General features: G+C 66.8%; 14 protein-coding genes. 5 read left to right on the top strand and 9 right to left on the bottom strand.

The annotated features are described in order from the left end of the window. Positions 1–9 precede the first annotated feature (9 nt). From purM to K789_RS0116805, 3 genes are all read right to left on the bottom strand, one after another. Positions 10–1,170 carry a phosphoribosylformylglycinamidine cyclo-ligase gene (purM, locus tag K789_RS0116815; RefSeq protein ID WP_024367773.1) on the bottom strand — a complete coding sequence of 387 codons (1,161 nt, stop codon included), beginning with the start codon at positions 1,168–1,170 and terminating at the stop codon, positions 10–12. Further along, complete coding sequence (gene purF, locus K789_RS0116810; RefSeq protein ID WP_024367772.1) at positions 1,167–2,849, bottom strand: amidophosphoribosyltransferase; 1,683 nt, start codon at positions 2,847–2,849, stop codon at positions 1,167–1,169. Before purF ends, purM begins: the two co-directional genes overlap by 4 nt. Before the next feature lie 65 nt (positions 2,850–2,914). Further along, complete coding sequence (locus K789_RS0116805; RefSeq protein WP_024367771.1) at positions 2,915–3,259, bottom strand: hypothetical protein; 345 nt, start codon at positions 3,257–3,259, stop codon at positions 2,915–2,917. A 95-nt stretch (positions 3,260–3,354) separates the two neighbouring features. On the opposite strand from K789_RS0116805, the gene K789_RS0116800 reads away from it, so the two are divergent. Next, positions 3,355–4,203 carry a class I SAM-dependent methyltransferase gene (locus tag K789_RS0116800; protein ID WP_024367770.1) on the top strand — a complete coding sequence of 283 codons (849 nt, stop codon included), beginning with the start codon at positions 3,355–3,357 and terminating at the stop codon, positions 4,201–4,203. Positions 4,204–4,227: 24 nt separating this feature from the next. Here K789_RS0116800 and bcp read toward each other — a convergent pair whose 3' ends face one another. The 6 genes from bcp to K789_RS0116770 form a co-directional block, all read right to left on the bottom strand. After that, on the bottom strand, positions 4,228–4,707 hold the full coding sequence (bcp, locus tag K789_RS0116795) for a thioredoxin-dependent thiol peroxidase (protein WP_024367769.1): 480 nt from the start codon (positions 4,705–4,707) through the stop codon (positions 4,228–4,230). 85 nt (positions 4,708–4,792) lie between these two features. Beyond that, positions 4,793–6,136 carry an allantoinase AllB gene (allB, locus tag K789_RS0116790; protein WP_024367768.1) on the bottom strand — a complete coding sequence of 448 codons (1,344 nt, stop codon included), beginning with the start codon at positions 6,134–6,136 and terminating at the stop codon, positions 4,793–4,795. Further along, on the bottom strand, positions 6,137–6,919 hold the full coding sequence (locus K789_RS0116785) for a hydroxypyruvate isomerase family protein (protein ID WP_024367767.1): 783 nt from the start codon (positions 6,917–6,919) through the stop codon (positions 6,137–6,139). It lies immediately after the preceding gene. Between the two features lie 39 nt (positions 6,920–6,958). Then, complete coding sequence (locus K789_RS25470) at positions 6,959–7,120, bottom strand: glycine zipper domain-containing protein (RefSeq protein WP_157835689.1); 162 nt, start codon at positions 7,118–7,120, stop codon at positions 6,959–6,961. 92 nt (positions 7,121–7,212) lie between these two features. Beyond that, positions 7,213–8,586 carry an aspartate aminotransferase family protein gene (locus tag K789_RS0116775; RefSeq protein ID WP_024367766.1) on the bottom strand — a complete coding sequence of 458 codons (1,374 nt, stop codon included), beginning with the start codon at positions 8,584–8,586 and terminating at the stop codon, positions 7,213–7,215. Between the two features lie 28 nt (positions 8,587–8,614). Then, complete coding sequence (locus K789_RS0116770; RefSeq protein ID WP_024367765.1) at positions 8,615–10,102, bottom strand: CoA-acylating methylmalonate-semialdehyde dehydrogenase; 1,488 nt, start codon at positions 10,100–10,102, stop codon at positions 8,615–8,617. Positions 10,103–10,215: 113 nt separating this feature from the next. On the opposite strand from K789_RS0116770, the gene K789_RS0116765 reads away from it, so the two are divergent. The 4 genes from K789_RS0116765 to K789_RS0116750 all read left to right on the top strand — a co-directional run. Next, on the top strand, positions 10,216–11,895 hold the full coding sequence (locus K789_RS0116765; protein ID WP_024367764.1) for a PucR family transcriptional regulator: 1,680 nt from the start codon (positions 10,216–10,218) through the stop codon (positions 11,893–11,895). 35 nt (positions 11,896–11,930) lie between these two features. Continuing rightward, positions 11,931–12,848 (top strand): LysR family transcriptional regulator, encoded by a 918-nt coding sequence (locus K789_RS0116760; protein ID WP_024367763.1) that lies wholly within the window; start codon positions 11,931–11,933, stop codon positions 12,846–12,848. Between the two features lie 365 nt (positions 12,849–13,213). After that, a complete protein-coding gene (locus tag K789_RS0116755; RefSeq protein WP_024367762.1) occupies positions 13,214–14,578 on the top strand; it encodes an MFS transporter in 1,365 nt (454 codons plus the stop codon). Between the two features lie 44 nt (positions 14,579–14,622). Next, positions 14,623–15,840: M20 family metallo-hydrolase (locus K789_RS0116750; RefSeq protein ID WP_024367761.1), on the top strand; the 1,218-nt coding region annotated here is incomplete at its 3' end.

Genomic DNA, 15,840 nt, shown 5'->3' with positions numbered 1-15,840 from the left:
GACGAGGGGTTAGGCGTAGGCGTTGACCAGCCGGACGGCGCCGCCGTCGACACCCTTGGCGCCCTGCACGTAGTCAGGGCCGGTCTTGACCACCGAGTCAGAGTTTTCCTCCACAGTGCCCATGACCCAGGCCGGAAGTCCGCGCTCGTTGAGGCGGTTCACGGCGGCGTCGGCTGCCTCGGGGGAGACAATCGCCACCATGCCCACGCCAAGGTTCAGCGTGCGCTCCAGGTCGGCCAGCGGGACGTTGCCCAGTTCGGCGACGAGCCGGAAGATGGCCGGGAGCTGCCAGGTGGCGCGGTCCACGGTGGCCAGCAGGCCCTGCGGCAGGACGCGGGCCAGGNCGCCGCCGGTGACGTGGCTGAAGCCGTGCACGGCCTGGCCGGCGGCGGAGCCGTTCACCGGGAACGTGCGGGCCAGATCCAGGCAGTCGGCCGCGTACACGCGGGTCGGTTCGAGGAGTTCCTCGCCCAGCGTCCGGCTGAACTCGGAGACGTGGCGGTCCAGGGCCCAGCCGGCATGGTTGATGACGCGGCGGACCAGGGAGTAGCCGTTCGAGTGCAGCCCGGAGGAGGCCATGCCGATCACGACGTCGCCGGCGCGGACACGGTCCGGGCCCAGCAGGTCGGCGGCTTCGACAACACCGGTGGCGGCACCGGCGACGTCGTACTCATGCTCGCCCAGCAGCCCCGGGTGCTCGGCGGTTTCGCCGCCCACCAGCGCGGTGCCGGCAACGGAGCAGGCCGCAGCGATGCCGCGTACGATGTCCGCGATGCGTTCCGGGACAACCTTGCCGCAGGCGATGTAGTCGGTCATGTACAGCGGCTCGGCGCCCACCACCACGATGTCATCGACCACCATGCCGACGAGGTCGAAGCCGATGGTGTCGTGGATGTCCATGGCCTGCGCGATCGCGACCTTGGTGCCGACGCCGTCGGTGGAGGTCGCCAGCAGCGGGCGCTTGTAGGTGAGCAGCTTCGAGACGTCGTACAGGCCGGCGAAGCCGCCGACGCCGCCAATCACCGAGGAGTTGTGGGTCGCCTTGATGGCGTCCTTCATGAGTTCGACGGCGCGGTCTCCCGCTTCGACGTCGACGCCGGCGGAGGCGTAGGTGATGCCGACGGCGTTCTGGGCGGCGTTCATGTCAGCGGCCGGGGAGGCGGGAGTCATACGGGCTCTTTCTTGTCGGCAGCAATGGAACGATCAATGCGATCGTCATCGGTGATCAGTTCTTCGAATTCGGCGTCCGGGCCCGGATCGCAGCCGGTGGCACCGGGCTTCCCGGCCGGGTCGTCGTCGGCGCTGATGTCCGCGGCGGCCTCGGCGGCAGTCTGCGTCGCTGCGGCACCAAGGGCGGCATCTCCGGCGGCGGGGAGGCCGCCGAGGTCGGTGCGTTCCAGCAGGTTCTTGCCGAGCTTGTCGGCACCCGGGAGCTCGATCGGGTACTTGCCGGTGAAGCAGGCGGTGCACAGCCGTTCGCGCGGCTGCTGGGTGGCACCGATCATGCCGTCCTCGGAGATGTAGGCCAGCGAATCGGCGCCGATGGCCTGGGTGATCTCCTCGACGGTGGCGCCGTTCGCGATCAGCTCTGCGCGGGAGGCGAAGTCGATCCCGTAGAAGCACGGCCACTTGACTGGCGGGGAGGAAATCTTGATATGCACGGACTTGGCGCCGGCTTCGCGGAGCATCCGGACGATCGCGCGCTGGGTGTTGCCGCGGACGATCGAGTCATCCACCACCACCACACGTTTGCCGCGGATCACGGATTCCAGTGCGTTGAGCTTGAGCCGGATGCCGAGCTGGCGGAGGGTCTGGGAGGGCTGGATGAACGTCCGGCCCACGTAGGCGTTCTTGACGAAGCCGTGCGCGAAGGGGATGCCGGATTCCTCGGCGTAGCCCACGGCCGCGGGGGTGCCGGACTCCGGCACCGGGATGACGATGTCCGCTTCCTGGGTATTTTCGCGGGCCAGTTGGCGGCCCATTTCCACGCGGGACTCGTACACCGAGCGGCCCGCAATGGAGGCGTCCGGGCGGGCGAGGTAGACGTACTCGAAGACGCAGCCGGCCGGCGTCGCCTCGGCGAAGCGCTGGGATCGGACGCCGTCCTCGTCGATCGCGATGAACTCGCCGGGCTCGATTTCGCGGATGAAGCTGGCGCCGACGGTGGCGAGGGCGGACTGCTCGGAGGCGACCACCCAGCCGCGCTCCAGCCGGCCCAGGCACAGCGGACGGATTCCGTACGTGTCGCGGGCCGCGTAGAGGGTGCCTTCATCCATGAAGACAAAGCAGAAGCCGCCCTTGATCTTGGGCAGCAGTTCCAGTGCGGTCTGTTCGAGAGACTTGCCCTCTTCGCCCTCCAGCAGGGCGGTAACGAGGGCTGTGTCCGAGGTGTTGCCCTGCTTCATTTCGCCGGTGAGCTGGCCGCCGCTGCGGTCCACGATCATGGCTTTGAGCTCGGCGGTGTTGGTCAGGTTGCCGTTGTGGGCCAGGGCCACGGTGCCGGTCGCGGTCGCGCCCAGGGTGGGCTGCGCGTTGGCCCAGTGGCTCGCGCCGGTAGTGGAATAACGGCAGTGGCCGACGGCCAGATGCCCGGTCAGGGTGTTGAGCGTGGTCTCGTCGAAGACCTGGGAGACGAGTCCCATGTCCTTGTAGACGTTGATCCGCTTGCCGTCGCTGGTGGCTATACCAGCCGACTCCTGACCGCGGTGCTGCAGTGCATACAGCCCGTAATAGGTGAGTTTTGCAACCTCTTCACCGGGAGCCCAGACCCCGAAGACGCCACATGCGTCCTGAGGGCCTTTTTCGCCAGAGAGAAGGTCATGAGAAAGTTTTCCATCGCCGCGTGCCACTGGTCGATTATCTCACGTTGTGCGCTAGGACTTTCCCGGCGGCCGGTTTATGACCTGCAGCCCGCTCAGGCCCCCGGCTGATCCTCAGGATCGGGCACCGAATCCGGAACGGATTCGACGACGGCGCGCCTGGCCCGGCGGACGCTCAGGCGGTCCAGGATGAGCGCCGCGACGCCACCGACAATGACGCCGCCCGCGCCGCAGAGGATCATAAAGAAACCGAACACGGCGCCGGCGTCGTAGCTTTCATCTCCCGGGAGGCCGTAGGCGAGGAAAGCGGCCACGGCGAAGCCCAGGAGCCCGCCCAGAACCAGGAACGGCACGTACTTCGGCGCCCGGCGCACGGTGACCTGGCGCCGTTCGGGGACGTGCTGCTCGCCTGCGGTGCCGGAGGTTTCGGGGGTAGACATGCCGTTAAGCCTACTGCCCCGGCGGCCATTGCTACCGCCGGGGCGGCGGGAGCACACTAGGGGTGGGGGAGGGCACGGAACAGCCAAGGAGCACCATGTCAGCCTCAGCGGAGCGGATCAGGGACCAGCAACGCAGCACCTGGGACGAGTTCTCCGCAGGCTGGCGAAAATGGGACGCCGAAGTGCTTGGCTGGCACGCCCCCTTCGGCGACGCCGTCATCCAGGAGGCACGGCTCCACCCGGACGCCGCAGTCCTCGACGTCGCATCCGGCACCGGCGAACCGGGTCTCACGGCGGCAGCCCTCGTTCCGCGCGGCAGCGCCGTCCTGCTGGACCTCTCCGAGGGCATGCTGCGGGTTGCGTCCGAGAAGGCGGCAGCCCGCGGGCTGGCGAACGTGCGCACCGCCGTCGGCGACGCCGCGGCCCTGCCGTTCGGCGACGGCAGCTTCGACGCGGTCCTCTGCCGCTTCGGTTTGATGTTCTTCCCCGAAGTGTCTGCCGCGGTGGACGAAATGGCACGCGTCGCCAGGCCCGGCGCGCGGATCAGCGCCGCCGTCTGGGGCCGGGCGGCCGAGAACCCGTGGGCCACGCTGATCCTCGGCACAATCGCCCGCCATACCGAACTGCCGGTGCCGTCAACCGGCGCGCCCGGGCTGTTCCGCTGCGCTGCGCCGGGGTTCATGGCCCGGGTCTTCACGGAGGCCGGCCTGGTCGATGTCAGCGAACGGAAAGTCAGCACGGACCTGGTCCAGGAGTCCCCGGAACTCTACTGGGAGTTCATGACCGAGATCGCAACCACCGTGGGGGTGGGGCTGGCGCGGGCGGACCGGGAATCCCGGGAGCTGATCCGCGCCGACGTCTTCGCGCTGCTGGGCCGCTACGAACACGACGGCGCCATCCGGCTCCGTTCCACGGCCACCATCGTGGCCGGCACGCGGGTCTAGGGGCCCGGGCCTTACGCCGCGGGCCTAGACGCCCAGTTCTTCCGTCAGCGCGGCAACGTGCCCCTGCGCCTTGACCTGGTACCGCGCCAGTTTCACGTTGCCCTCGGGGTCCAGGACCACGGTGGAGCGGACGATCCCTTCGGTGACTTCGCCATTGACCAGCTTTTCGCCCCAGGCGCCGTAGGCCAGGGCCACGGCGTGGTCTTCGTCGGCGAGCAGCGGGAACGTCAGGGCGAAGTCGCCGGTGAAGTGCGCCAGCGTCTCGGGGGCGTCGGGGGAGATGCCCAGCACCTCATAGCCGGAACCCTGCAGGGAGGCCAGGTTGTCGCGGAAATCGCAGGCCTCGGTGGTGCAGCCCGGGGTGGCGGCCTGCGGGTAGAAGTACACAATGACGTTCTTGCCGCGGTAATCGGCCAGCGAGACCTTCTGTCCCGCGGCGTCCGGAAGCGTGAATTCCGGGGCGGGGGTTCCGGGCTGGAGCTTAACGGTCGGGTTGGGGCTCATGGGGATCCTTCGGGGGTCTCTTGATCGAAAATGCGTTGTTCCGTGGCACAACCACCGGATGAGATGCAGTATTCCGTGGGAGCCGTCAGATTCCGCCGCGGCGGAGCAGTTTTCCGCCGGGCGTCCGGCCGTCGATCTCGTGCCCGCGCAGGAAGGTTCTGCGGACCACGCCGGAGAGTGCCTTGCCGTCGTACGGGGTGATCGGGTTCTTGTGCTTGAGCCTGGAGACGTCCACCACGAAGGCCTCGTCAGGCGCGAAGACGGAGAAGTCCGCGTCGTAGCCCGGGGCGAGCTGGCCTTTGGTGGCCAACCGGGCGAGTTCGGCGGGCTTCCGGCCCATCCAGGACACCACCTGTTCCAGCGGGATGCCGCGGTGCCGGGCCTCCGTCCAGATCAGGGACAATCCCAGCTGGAGCGAGGAGACCCCGCCCCAAGCCACCGCGAAGTCGCCGTTCTCCAGGTCCTTGAGGTCCAGGGTGGACGGGGAGTGGTCCGAGACGATGCAGTCGATGGTGCCGTCCTGGAGGCCCTGCCACAGCAGTTCCCGGTTGGAGGCCTCGCGGATGGGCGGGCAGCACTTGTAGGCGGTAGCCCCGTCGGGGATTTCCTCTGCTGTGAGGGTGAGGTAATGCGGGCACGTCTCCACCGTGAGGTGGACGCCGTCGCGCTTGGCGCTGGCGATCATGGGCAGGGCGTCCGATGACGAGAGGTGCAGGATGTGGGCGCGGGCACCGGTCCAGCGGGCGCGTTCGATCACCTCGGCGATGGCCTTGTTCTCTGCCCCGCGGGGGCGGGACGCGAGGAACGTCGCGTACTGGTCACCGCCCGGGTGCGGTGCATGGTCGATCACGCGCGGGTCCTCGGCGTGCACGATCATGAGCGAATCGAAGGACTTGAGCTCGGCCAGGTCCTCTTCCAGCTCCTCGGCGTCCAGCTGGGGGAATTCATCCACGCCGGAGTGCAGCAGGAAACACTTGAAGCCGAAGACGCCCTCGTCGTGCAGCGGCCGGAGGTCCGCTGTGTTGCCGGGGACGGCCCCGCCCCAGAACCCGACGTCGACAAACGCCTGGTCCGCGGCCACCTCGCGCTTGATTTTGAGGGCTTCCACCGTCGTGGTGGGCGGGATGCTGTTGAGCGGCATGTCGATGATGGTGGTCACGCCGCCTGCCGCCGCGGCCCGGGTTGCGGAGGCAAAACCCTCCCACTCGGTGCGGCCGGGCTCGTTGACGTGGACATGGGTGTCCACGAGCCCGGGAATCAGGGTTTCGTCGGCCGCGAGCTCTATGACCTCGGCACCGGAGAGCCCGCTGCCGAGCGGCTCGATGGCAACGATCGTGCCGCCTCGAACACCCACCTCCCGCGGCCCGATCCCGGCCGCGGTGAGGACACGCCGGCCGCGTATTACGAGATCGAACGCTTCTTCAGACACTCAGGCTCTCCAGTCGAAGGCGGTTGCCAACGGTTCCTTGTACTCGAGGCTGATGTAGCCCTCGTAGCCGAGCTGGCGGCTGCGGGCGATCCAGTCGCCGAGGGGCAGCCCGCCGGTTCCGGGAGCCCCGCGGCCGGGGCTGTCGGCGATCTGGATGTGGCCGAATTCTTTGGCGTGCCTTTCGATGACAGCGGCGACGTCGTCACCGTTGACTGAGAGGTGGTAGAAATCGGCGAGGAGCTTGATGTTCTCCGCACCGGTTTCCTCCTGTACCCGGGAGATGACCCGGAGAGCGTCATCGGCCGTGAGGAGCGGGTAGCGCGGGGCGCCGCTGACCGGTTCGAGCAGCACGGTGCCGCCGATCCGGGCCACGGCAGCGGCCGCGGCGGCGAGGTTCTGGCTTGCCAGTTCGTCCTGGGCCTCCGGGCTGATCCCGTCCTGCCGGTTGCCGTAGAGGGCATTGAAGGAGGTGCAGCCGAGCCGTCCGCCGATGCCGGCAACGACGTCGACGTTGTCCCTGAACTCGGAGGAACGGCCCTGCCAGGACACCAGGCCCCGGTCCCCGGCCGGCATGTCGCCGGCGTTGAAGTTGAGGCCGGACAGCTGGACGCCGGCGTCGGTGATGGCCCGCTCGAAGCGGGTGAGCTCGGCGTCGCCGGGGACGGAGGCTGCAAAGGGCCACCAGAACTCGACGGCGTCAAAGCCGGCAGCCTTCGCCGCGGCAGGCCGTTCGAGGAGGGGCAGCTCGGTCAGCAGGATGGAGCAGTTCACGGAATACGACATGGTGGGTACTTTCCGGTGCGGGCGGGGCTGGGCCAAAGGCTACCCTCTCGTGGGGTCCTTGCGGGCCGCCAGGCCCACCAGCGCCCCGACGGCAATGCCGATCAACAGGCCCGTGAACGGCTTGTCGGCGGTGGCAACGCCGATGGCGAAGCCGAGGGCCGCGCCAACGAGCATTCCGATCCACAGCGATTCGTACTTCACCCCCTCAGGCTAGCAAGCTGCGCCCAGGTGGTGAGGGACGCTTGACTTGCTGTCCCAAACCGGGACAGCAAGTCACCGCCTGTCAATTAATCTCAGCCGATCAGGCTGTCTGCGATATCAAGAACTTCATCCAGGATGGCCAGGCCAGTTTGGGCGTCGGTTGCGCTGATATTGCACGGGGGAACCACATGAATACGGTTGAAATTCGCGAACGGGAGCAAGCCGCGGGACTTGCACGCGGCGACAATCTGGTTCATTTCCGGGCTGGAACTACCGTAGGGGGCCATTGGCTCGCGCGTTTCACGGTTCTTGACCAGCTCGATGGCCCAAAAGACCCCTGTTCCGCGCACCTCGCCCACGGACGCGTGGTTTTCCACGAAGTCGGACAGGGCCGGCCCGATCACGGTCTCACTGAGAGTCGCTGCATGTTGCACGATCTGTTCGTCCTCCATGGCGTTGATGGTGGCCACAGCGGCCGCAGTTGCCAGCGGATGGCCGGAGTAGGTCAGGCCCCCGGGGTAGACACGCTGTCCGAACGTGGCCGCGATTTCGGGGCTGATGGCGACGCCACCCAGCGGGACATAGCCGGAATTCACGCCTTTGGCGAAGGTGAGCAGGTCCGGGACGACGTCGAAGTGCTCGATGGCGAACCACTTGCCGGTCCGTCCGAAGCCCGACATGACCTCGTCGGCGATCAGAATGATGCCGTGTCTGGTGCAGAGATCCCGCACGCCCTGAAGGTAGCCGGGCGGGGGCAGGTAGATCCCGGCGGTCCCCGGAATCGATTCGAGGATCAGCGCCGCAATGGTGGACGGACCTTCAAAACTGACCAGTTGCTCCAAATGTTCCAGGGCGCGCTGGCTTTCTTCTTCCTGCGTCGTGGAATGGAACGCGGTGCGGTACAGGTAGGGCGGGAAGAAGTGGATGGTCCCGGTGCTGGCGTGGTCACTGGCCCAGCGGCGCGGATCCCCTGTGAGGTTCACGGCGAGCTGGGTGCCGCCATGGTAGGAGCGGTAGGCCGAGAGGACCTTGTGCCGGCCGGTGTGGAGCCTGGCCATGCGGACGGCGTGCTCGTTGGCATCCGCGCCGCCGTTGGTGAAGAAGATCTTGTCCAGCTCGCCGGGGGTCCGCTCCGCGATCAGCCGGGCTGCCTCCGACCGGGCGTCATTGACGTAGCTCGGGGCGATGGTGCACAGTTTCGCGGCCTGGGCGGCGATCGCGGATACGACGGCGGGGTGCTGGTGGCCGATGTTTGTGTTGACCAGCTGGGAGGAGAAATCCAGATACTTGTTGCCCTCACCGTCCCATACATGGGATCCCTCGGCCGCGGTGATGACCATGGGGTCCAGGAGGTCCTGGGCGGACCACGAGTGGAAGACGTGTTTGCGGTCCAGTTCGTACGCCCGGCGGGCGCCTTCGGGGTCGTGGTGCAGCGGCAGAACGCCACTGTCAAGAGTGGAAGTCATGTCAAGTGCCTTTCTGTTGTGGCGCCGGTCAGGCGTTCTGCGGGAAGCCGAGGTTGATGCCGCCGTGGCTGGGATCCAGCCAGCGGGAGGTCACAGCCTTGCCCCGGGTGAAGAACCCGACGCCCTCCGTGCCGTGGGCGTGGGTATCGCCGAACAGCGAGTTCTTCCAGCCGCCGAAGGAGTAGTAGGCCATGGGGACCGGCACCGGGACGTTGATGCCGACCATGCCCACTTCCACCTCGTTCTCGAAGCGGCGGGCCGCACCGCCGTCGTTGGTGAAAATAGCGGTGCCGTTACCGTAGGGGTTGGTGTTGATCAGCTCCAGGGCCTGTTCGTAGCTGTCAACCCGGACCACGGCCAGGACGGGGCCGAAGATCTCGTCCTGGTAGATGGACATGTCCGGCGTGACGTTGTCAAAGAGGGTGGGGCCGACGAAGAAGCCGTCACCTTCCGCGTCGGGGGCCACGTTGCGTCCGTCAACTACCAGCGTGGCCCCGGAAGCCTCCCCGGCGTCGACGTAGCCTGCGACCTTGTCGCGGTGGACCGCCGTGACGAGCGGGCCCATGTCGCATCCTCGAAGGCCGTCGCCGGTGCGGAGCGACCGCGTACGCTCAGCAATTTTCGCCACGAGCTCATCGGCTATGCCGCCTACGGCGAGGAGCGCCGAGATGGCCATGCACCGCTCTCCGGCCGAACCGAACCCGGCATTCACAGCCGCGTCGGCGGCGAGGTCGAGGTCGGCGTCGGGCAGGACAATCATGTGGTTTTTGGCGCCGCCGAGGGCCTGCACGCGCTTCCCGTTCGCGGTCGCGGTCTGGTAGACGTATTTGGCGATCGGCGTGGATCCGACAAAGGAGACGGCCTTGATGTCGGGGTCGCTGAGCAGGGCGTCGACAGCCACTTTGTCGCCGTGCAGGACGTTGAAGACGCCGTCCGGCAGCCCGGCTTCCTTCCAGAGTTCGGCCATCCAGTTGATGGCCGTGGGGTCCTTTTCGCTGGGCTTGATCACGACGGTGTTCCCGGCGGCGATGGCGAGTGGAAAGAACCACATGGGCACCATGGCCGGAAAGTTGAACGGGCTGATAATTGCGACCGGTCCGAGTGCCTGCCGGATGGAGTGGACATCCACATTGGTGGACGCGTTCTCCGTGTAGCTGCCCTTGAGCAGGTGCGGGATGCCGCAGGCGAACTCCACGACCTCCTGCCCCCGGGTCACTTCGCCGAGGGCGTCATCGAGGACCTTGCCATGCTCGGACGTGATGATGGCGGCCAGCTCGCCCTTGCGGGCATTGAGCAGTTCGCGGAAGGAGAAGAGGATTTGTGTGCGGCGGGCAATGGAGGTGTCCCGCCAGGCGGGGAACGCGGCCTTGGCCGCCGCGACGGCGGCGCGGCTCTCTTCGTGGCTGGCCAGGGAAACCTGGCCGGTGACCTTACCCGTCGCCGGGTTCGTCACGGGGGCAGACCGGCTGCCGGCCGGAACGTAGCTGCCGTTGATCCAGTGCTCAATGACGTTCAAGTAATTCTCCTAGTGAGGGACGGGCGGTGTCTTTCGTCCAGTGTGTCCGGCACGGAGCCACACCATAAGAGCCGGTGTGTAAAGAGAATTGTGGTGTGCTTTACACTTTGTAAATGTTGCCCACCGTCCGCTCAATCCTTGGCCTTCCCGTGCTGCGCGAAGCGCGTCCGCAGATCCTCGGCGGCGAAGGGGCCCTGGATCACCCTGTCCGCTGGGTCCATGTCAGCGAAGTGCTCGACATTTCCGGGCTGCTGTCCGGCGGCGAGCTGGTGCTCACCACGGGTCTTGAGCTGGAGAAGGCGCCAGGTCTCACTGCATCGTTCGTCCGTTCCCTGGAGGAGGCGGGAGCCGCCGGCCTGATCGTGGAAATCATCGGAAACCGAAGGCACAGCATGGCCGCCCTGCGCGCGGCCGCGCTTGGCTCGGCACTGCCCGTAATCGTCGTCGAACGGCGCGTGCGCTTCGTGCAGATTACGGAGACCGTGCACCGGATGATCGTGGCCGAGCAGTTGGAGCGCGTCGAACGGGCGCGGGACGTCCACGAAGCCTTTACCGTGCTGAGCCTGGAAAGCGCGGGGACGGAGCAAGTCGTGGAACGGGCGGCCGCCATGATCGGTGCTCCCGTGGTTCTGGAGGACCTCTCGCATCTTGTCCTCGCATATTCAGCCCGCAAGCTCCAGACCACCGAGCTCCTCGATGACTGGGAACGGAGGTCGCGGACCACACCGTCCGCGTCCGAGACAACGCGGAGCGGGCCCGAGGCGTGGTTGCAGACGCCGGTGGGCGTGCGCCGGCAACTCTGGGGGCGGCTCGTGGTTCCCGTGCCGCTTGACGACGACGAGGCGGCGGCCATGGTGCTGGAACGCGCGGCGCAGACGCTTGCCATCAACCGGCTGGCTGAGCGGGACCGGCGCGAGCTGAGCCACCAGGCGCAGGCCGGGCTTCTCAACGCCCTGCGGCAGCCCCGCGGGCTGAGCGAGGGCGAAGCGCAGGCGCGTGCCGCCGCGCTTGGCCTCAGACGCTCGCCATACTATGTGCCGGTTGTGTTCAGGAGCGGCGGCGAAAGCTCCGGTGCCTCACCCGACCACGAGGCGCCCGGCGGAGATCCGCTCGCCGGTCAGCAGGAGGAACGCGCACTGCTCGAGCAGCTCGCCCGTGCCCTCAAGTCCGTCTCGGGCACCGCGCTGACAGCGAGTATCCGTTCAGGCTCGGTCGGCATGATCCTGGCAATCCCGGCGAAGCAACTCGAAGATCCGACGCTCCAGCGCCTCGCTGGCGCCCTTGCCGGGGACATTCCCCCGTCTGGCCCGTCCCTGGTTGGCAGCCGGCCCCCCGGCCACGCTGAGGTGGAGTGGAGCATCGGCGTCGGCCGCCTTCGCGGTTCCCTGCTGGAGGCGGCAGCGGGTATTGACGAGGCCTCCCACGTCGCCGAAACGGCAGCGACCCTGCCGGGGGACCGCAAGCCGTTCTACCGGGCGACCGACGTTCGGCTGCGGGGGCTGCTGGCCCTGCTGCGCAAAGACCCCCGCGTGCAGCAGTTCGTCGAGTCCGAGCTGGCCGGTGTCCTGCACGCCGAAGCCCGGGGCGCGGAAGGCTACCTTGAGCTGCTCGGGCAGTACCTCGAGTCCGGTGGCAATAAGGCCGCCCTCGCCCGCAACGGCTACCTCAGCCGGCCGACTCTCTACGCCCGACTGGGCCGGCTTGAGGAGCTTCTCGCCGTCGACCTCGACGACGCCGAATCGAGGACCTCGTTGCACGTCGCGCTCCTCCTGTACCGGCTGCGAACCCTGTGACCATGCCGATCCAGCCAGAATGCGATCATTGACGAATGGCGAAGCCCTTTACCCTGACCCAGCTTCGGTATTTCGCGGTGGTGGCAGAGCTCGAAAATATGACGGCCGCGGCCGAACGGCTGCTCGTTACCCAGTCCACCCTCTCCACCGCGATGGCCCAGCTTGAAGCCAGCCTGGCCACGCAGCTGTTTGTGCGCCTCCGGACGCGTGGCCTGCGGCTGACGCCGTCAGGCCGACAGTTGGCCCAGGACATCAAGGTGCTGCTGGAACATGCCGATTCCCTGTACGAGTCGGCCCGGGGGCTTGCGACGAGCCTCGTCGGCGAGCTCAAAGTCGGCGTCTTTTCGCCGCTGGCACCGTTCAGGCTCCCGGCAATTCTTCAGACCTTCGAAGGCCAACATCCGGGAGTCGAGGTCTCGTTCCTCGAAGCTGACCTGGCGAGCCTGCAGACCGCCCTGCTGGAAGGGCAGTGCGATGTGGCCCTGATGTACGGCCTCGGTCTGGGCCGAGGGTTCACCAGCACCGTGCTGGAGCGGGTGCCGCCCCACGTGCTGGTCCACGCCGAGCATCCCGCAGCGTCCAGCCCCGAGCGGAGCATCGCGCTGAAGGATCTCGACGGCGAACCCTCCGTGGTGCTGGACCTGCCGCACAGCCGCGAATACTACGAGCAGCTCTACGCCATCGCCGGAGTGACACCCAATGTGCGGCACCGATTCGCCGGTTATGAAACGGTCCGGTCCTTTGTGGCGAAGGGCCACGGGTACGCGATGCTCAACCAGCGACTCCACAGCGACCTGACGTATTCCGGGGGACGGGTTGTGGCGCTCACCCTGACCGACGATTTCCCCCCGATCGAAGTGATGCTGGTCCGGCCGGAGGGAGTCACCCCGACCCGCAGGGCGCTCGCCTTTGAACAGACGTGCATCCGTCTTTATGGCGCCGCCCGGCACTAGCCGCGCAAAGAGGGCAGCACTGGGGCGGCAAACCCCAAAATTACGCATCGACAAAATCGATTGATTCGCCAAAAACTATCAATTGGACAGATGTGAAGCGGATCACACAGAGTTGCTGCAGTGCGGTGATGCCGGAGTCCCTCCAGCGAGAAAATCCCCGCAGCGACGGCCTAGGCCGAATCCTTGAGCTTGAACGCCACGCTGATCAAAGGAGATTCAATGGTTCCGATTCACGCCCCATGTGTCCGCAACGTATCCGGACAAGGGCAGGCCGGCAACACCGCGGTAACAACGGCTGATTTCATTTCCCTGGGCCGTAACGCGCCACAGGGCTTCGGAAACATGGCGCCTCTAGCGTGGCTGTCATGACGATCAACGACATCAAGGACCAGCCGCCGCTCCCCGGGGCCGCGCTGACGACAACCGCCCAGGACCAGGCCTCCGCCCCCGCAACCCCACGCATCAGCAAGATGCAGAAGCGGGTTCTGGCGGGTGGCAGTATCGGCCAGTTCATCGAGTTTTACGACTTCACTCTTTACGGCCTTACCGCTGTCATCTTCTCGCAGCTGTTCTTTCCGGGCAGTAATCCCGTCACGGCCCTGCTGGCCACCTTCGCGACGTTCGGCGTAGCGTTCGTTGTCCGTCCCATCGGTGGTTTGTTTTTCGGCGCCCTCGGCGACAGGATCGGCCGACGCCGTGTCCTGACCATCACTCTCATCGCCATCGGCGGGGCAACCGCACTGATGGGGCTGCTCCCGACCTACGGCCAGATCGGCGCCTGGGCACCTGTCCTGCTGGTCCTCTGCCGCCTCATCCAGGGCTTCTCCGCCGGCGGCGAATCCGTGGGGGCGCCGTCCTTTGTCTTCGAGCACGCCCCCGTCAAGAGCCGCGGGTTCTGGCTCAACATCACCATCGCCGCCACGGCGCTGCCCTCCGTCGTCGCCGGGTCGATGATCCTCATCCTCAGCCAGTCCATGCCGAACGAAGACTTCATGGCGTGGGGATGGCGCCTGCCGTTCCTGCTGGCATTGCCACTGGCCCTCTTCGGCGTGTGGATCCGCAGCCGCACCGTGGAAAGCGACGCGTTCAACGAGGCCAAGGCCGCACAGACCAAGGAATTCAGCCCGGTCCGGGAGTCTTTCCGCGAAAACAGGCTCCGCATGGTGCAGGTCATGTTCGTTATGGGTCTCACCGCGATGGGCTTCTACTTCCTCTCGGCCTACTTCGTCTCCTACGTCCAGACGACCGGTCACCTGAGCCGAGAGCAATCGCTGATGGCCAATGCCGCAGCGCTGGCCCTCTACGCCGTTTTGCTTCCCATCGGCGGCCGGCTCAGCGACCGATTCGGCCGTAAACCGATGCTCATTGCAGGTTCCGCCGCGTTGGCCCTGTGCTCGGTTCCGAGCTTCATGCTTGTGACGAGCGGCAGCCTGCCCCTCGCTCTGCTGGGTCAGGCGCTCTTCGTAGTCGCGCTCTGCATCTACGGCGGCGGTTGCTACACCTTCTTCGTCGAGATCTTCACGACCCGGACGCGTTTCACCTCCGCCGCCATCAGCTACAACGGCGCCTATGCACTCTTCGGCGGCACCGCACCGTTCATCGGCACTGCCCTCGTCGGGGGTACCGGTGTGCCCCACGCCCCCGGCTTCTACATGGCGGCCGCTGCCCTCGTCGTGCTCCTCCTGGTGCTGTTCACCAAGGTTCCCGAGACCCGCGGGCGCATGGGCTAAGACGCCGCTTGTTCCCCGCCACCGCATCAGACAAAGGACTTCCCATGAACTCAGCAGCTTTCCTTCAAGACTTCCACCACGTCGCGACCATCGGCGCCACCTCCCACAGCGGTGTTGACCGCCAGGCCGCCACGGCGGAGGACGCGCAGACGCGCAACTGGTTCTCCAAATGGGTGCACGACGCCGGATGGGAACTTCGGGTGGATGGAATCGGCAACATGTTCGGGCTGCTGGAGTGGACGCCAGGGGCGCCGTATGTGCTCATCGGCTCGCACCTGGACAGCCAGCCGCTCGGCGGGCGATTCGACGGAGCGTATGGTGTCATCGCCGCGATGCACGCGGCCCGGCGGCTCGAGGCCGAGGTTGCGGAGGGCGGCGCGGCGCCTCGGTTCAACCTGGCGGTCGTGAACTGGTTCAACGAGGAGGGCGGCCGCTTCGCCCCGAGCATCATGGGAAGCTCGGTCTTCGCCGGATTGCTGCCGCGGGAGCGGATGCTGGACGTCGCCGACCTGCAGGGCATCACGGTCCGCGACGCGCTGGAAGGCATCGGATACCTCGGCACATCCGAGGGACCTGATGTCGCCAGCTACGCCGAGATCCACATCGAGCAGGGCCGGATCCTGGAGCGGGAGGGAATCACGATCGGCCTGGTCGACAGCAGTTGGTACACCCAGAAACTGGACATCGAAGTGCTGGGTGAACAGTCGCACACCGGAGCCACTGCCATGGCCGACCGGCATGACGCCCTGGTTGCGGCGTCCAAGATCATCCTCATGGTCCACGATGTCACCCAGGATTTCGCAGACGAGGCCCTCGTCTCGTCCGTGGGCCAGCTAACCCTTGAACCGAACTCACCCATCGTCGTGGCGCGCAGAGTGCATCTCGTAGCGGACCTTCGCTCGGGCGATCCGGACATCGTCCAGGCAGCCCGCGCCAAGCTCATTGCCGACATCGACGCACTGGCCCGCGCGCACGACATCAAGGTCAATGTCAAGGACTTTGACATCCGCCCCATCCGCCGCTTTCCCGAGGCCGGCTTGGAACTCGCGGACAAAGTGGCCGCCGACCTGGGCCTCTCTTCGCGGCGTATCCAGACCATGGCGGGCCACGATTCTGTTGCCATGAACACCGTGGCGCCGTCCGTCATGCTGTTCATCCCCAGTGTGGACGGCGTATCCCACTGTGAGCGCGAATTCACCACCGACGCCGACATGGTGACCGGAGTGGACATGCTCACCGGAGTCGCCCGCCAGCTCATCGGC

This window comes from Arthrobacter sp. TB 26 (genome assembly GCF_000427315.1).
In the GTDB taxonomy this organism is placed as follows: domain Bacteria; phylum Actinomycetota; class Actinomycetes; order Actinomycetales; family Micrococcaceae; genus Arthrobacter.
The sequence above is the reverse complement of the archived record's forward strand: the minus strand, read 5'-3'. Positions and strand labels throughout refer to the sequence as shown.

What these genes read in the sequence shown, in the direction of transcription:
- K789_RS0116785 (WP_024367767.1), bottom strand. Translation starts at nt 6,919, where the DNA reads ATGTCGTATTCCGTGAACTGCTCCATCCTGCTGACCGAGCTGCCCCTC.
- K789_RS0116805 (WP_024367771.1), bottom strand. Translation starts at nt 3,259, where the DNA reads ATGTCTACCCCCGAAACCTCCGGCACCGCAGGCGAGCAGCACGTCCCC.
- bcp (WP_024367769.1), bottom strand. Translation starts at nt 4,707, where the DNA reads ATGAGCCCCAACCCGACCGTTAAGCTCCAGCCCGGAACCCCCGCCCCG.
- K789_RS0116775 (WP_024367766.1), bottom strand. Translation starts at nt 8,586, where the DNA reads ATGACTTCCACTCTTGACAGTGGCGTTCTGCCGCTGCACCACGACCCC.
- K789_RS0116755 (WP_024367762.1), top strand. Translation starts at nt 13,214, where the DNA reads ATGACGATCAACGACATCAAGGACCAGCCGCCGCTCCCCGGGGCCGCG.
- K789_RS0116765 (WP_024367764.1), top strand. Translation starts at nt 10,216, where the DNA reads ATGTTGCCCACCGTCCGCTCAATCCTTGGCCTTCCCGTGCTGCGCGAA.
- K789_RS0116760 (WP_024367763.1), top strand. Translation starts at nt 11,931, where the DNA reads ATGGCGAAGCCCTTTACCCTGACCCAGCTTCGGTATTTCGCGGTGGTG.
- K789_RS0116800 (WP_024367770.1), top strand. Translation starts at nt 3,355, where the DNA reads ATGTCAGCCTCAGCGGAGCGGATCAGGGACCAGCAACGCAGCACCTGG.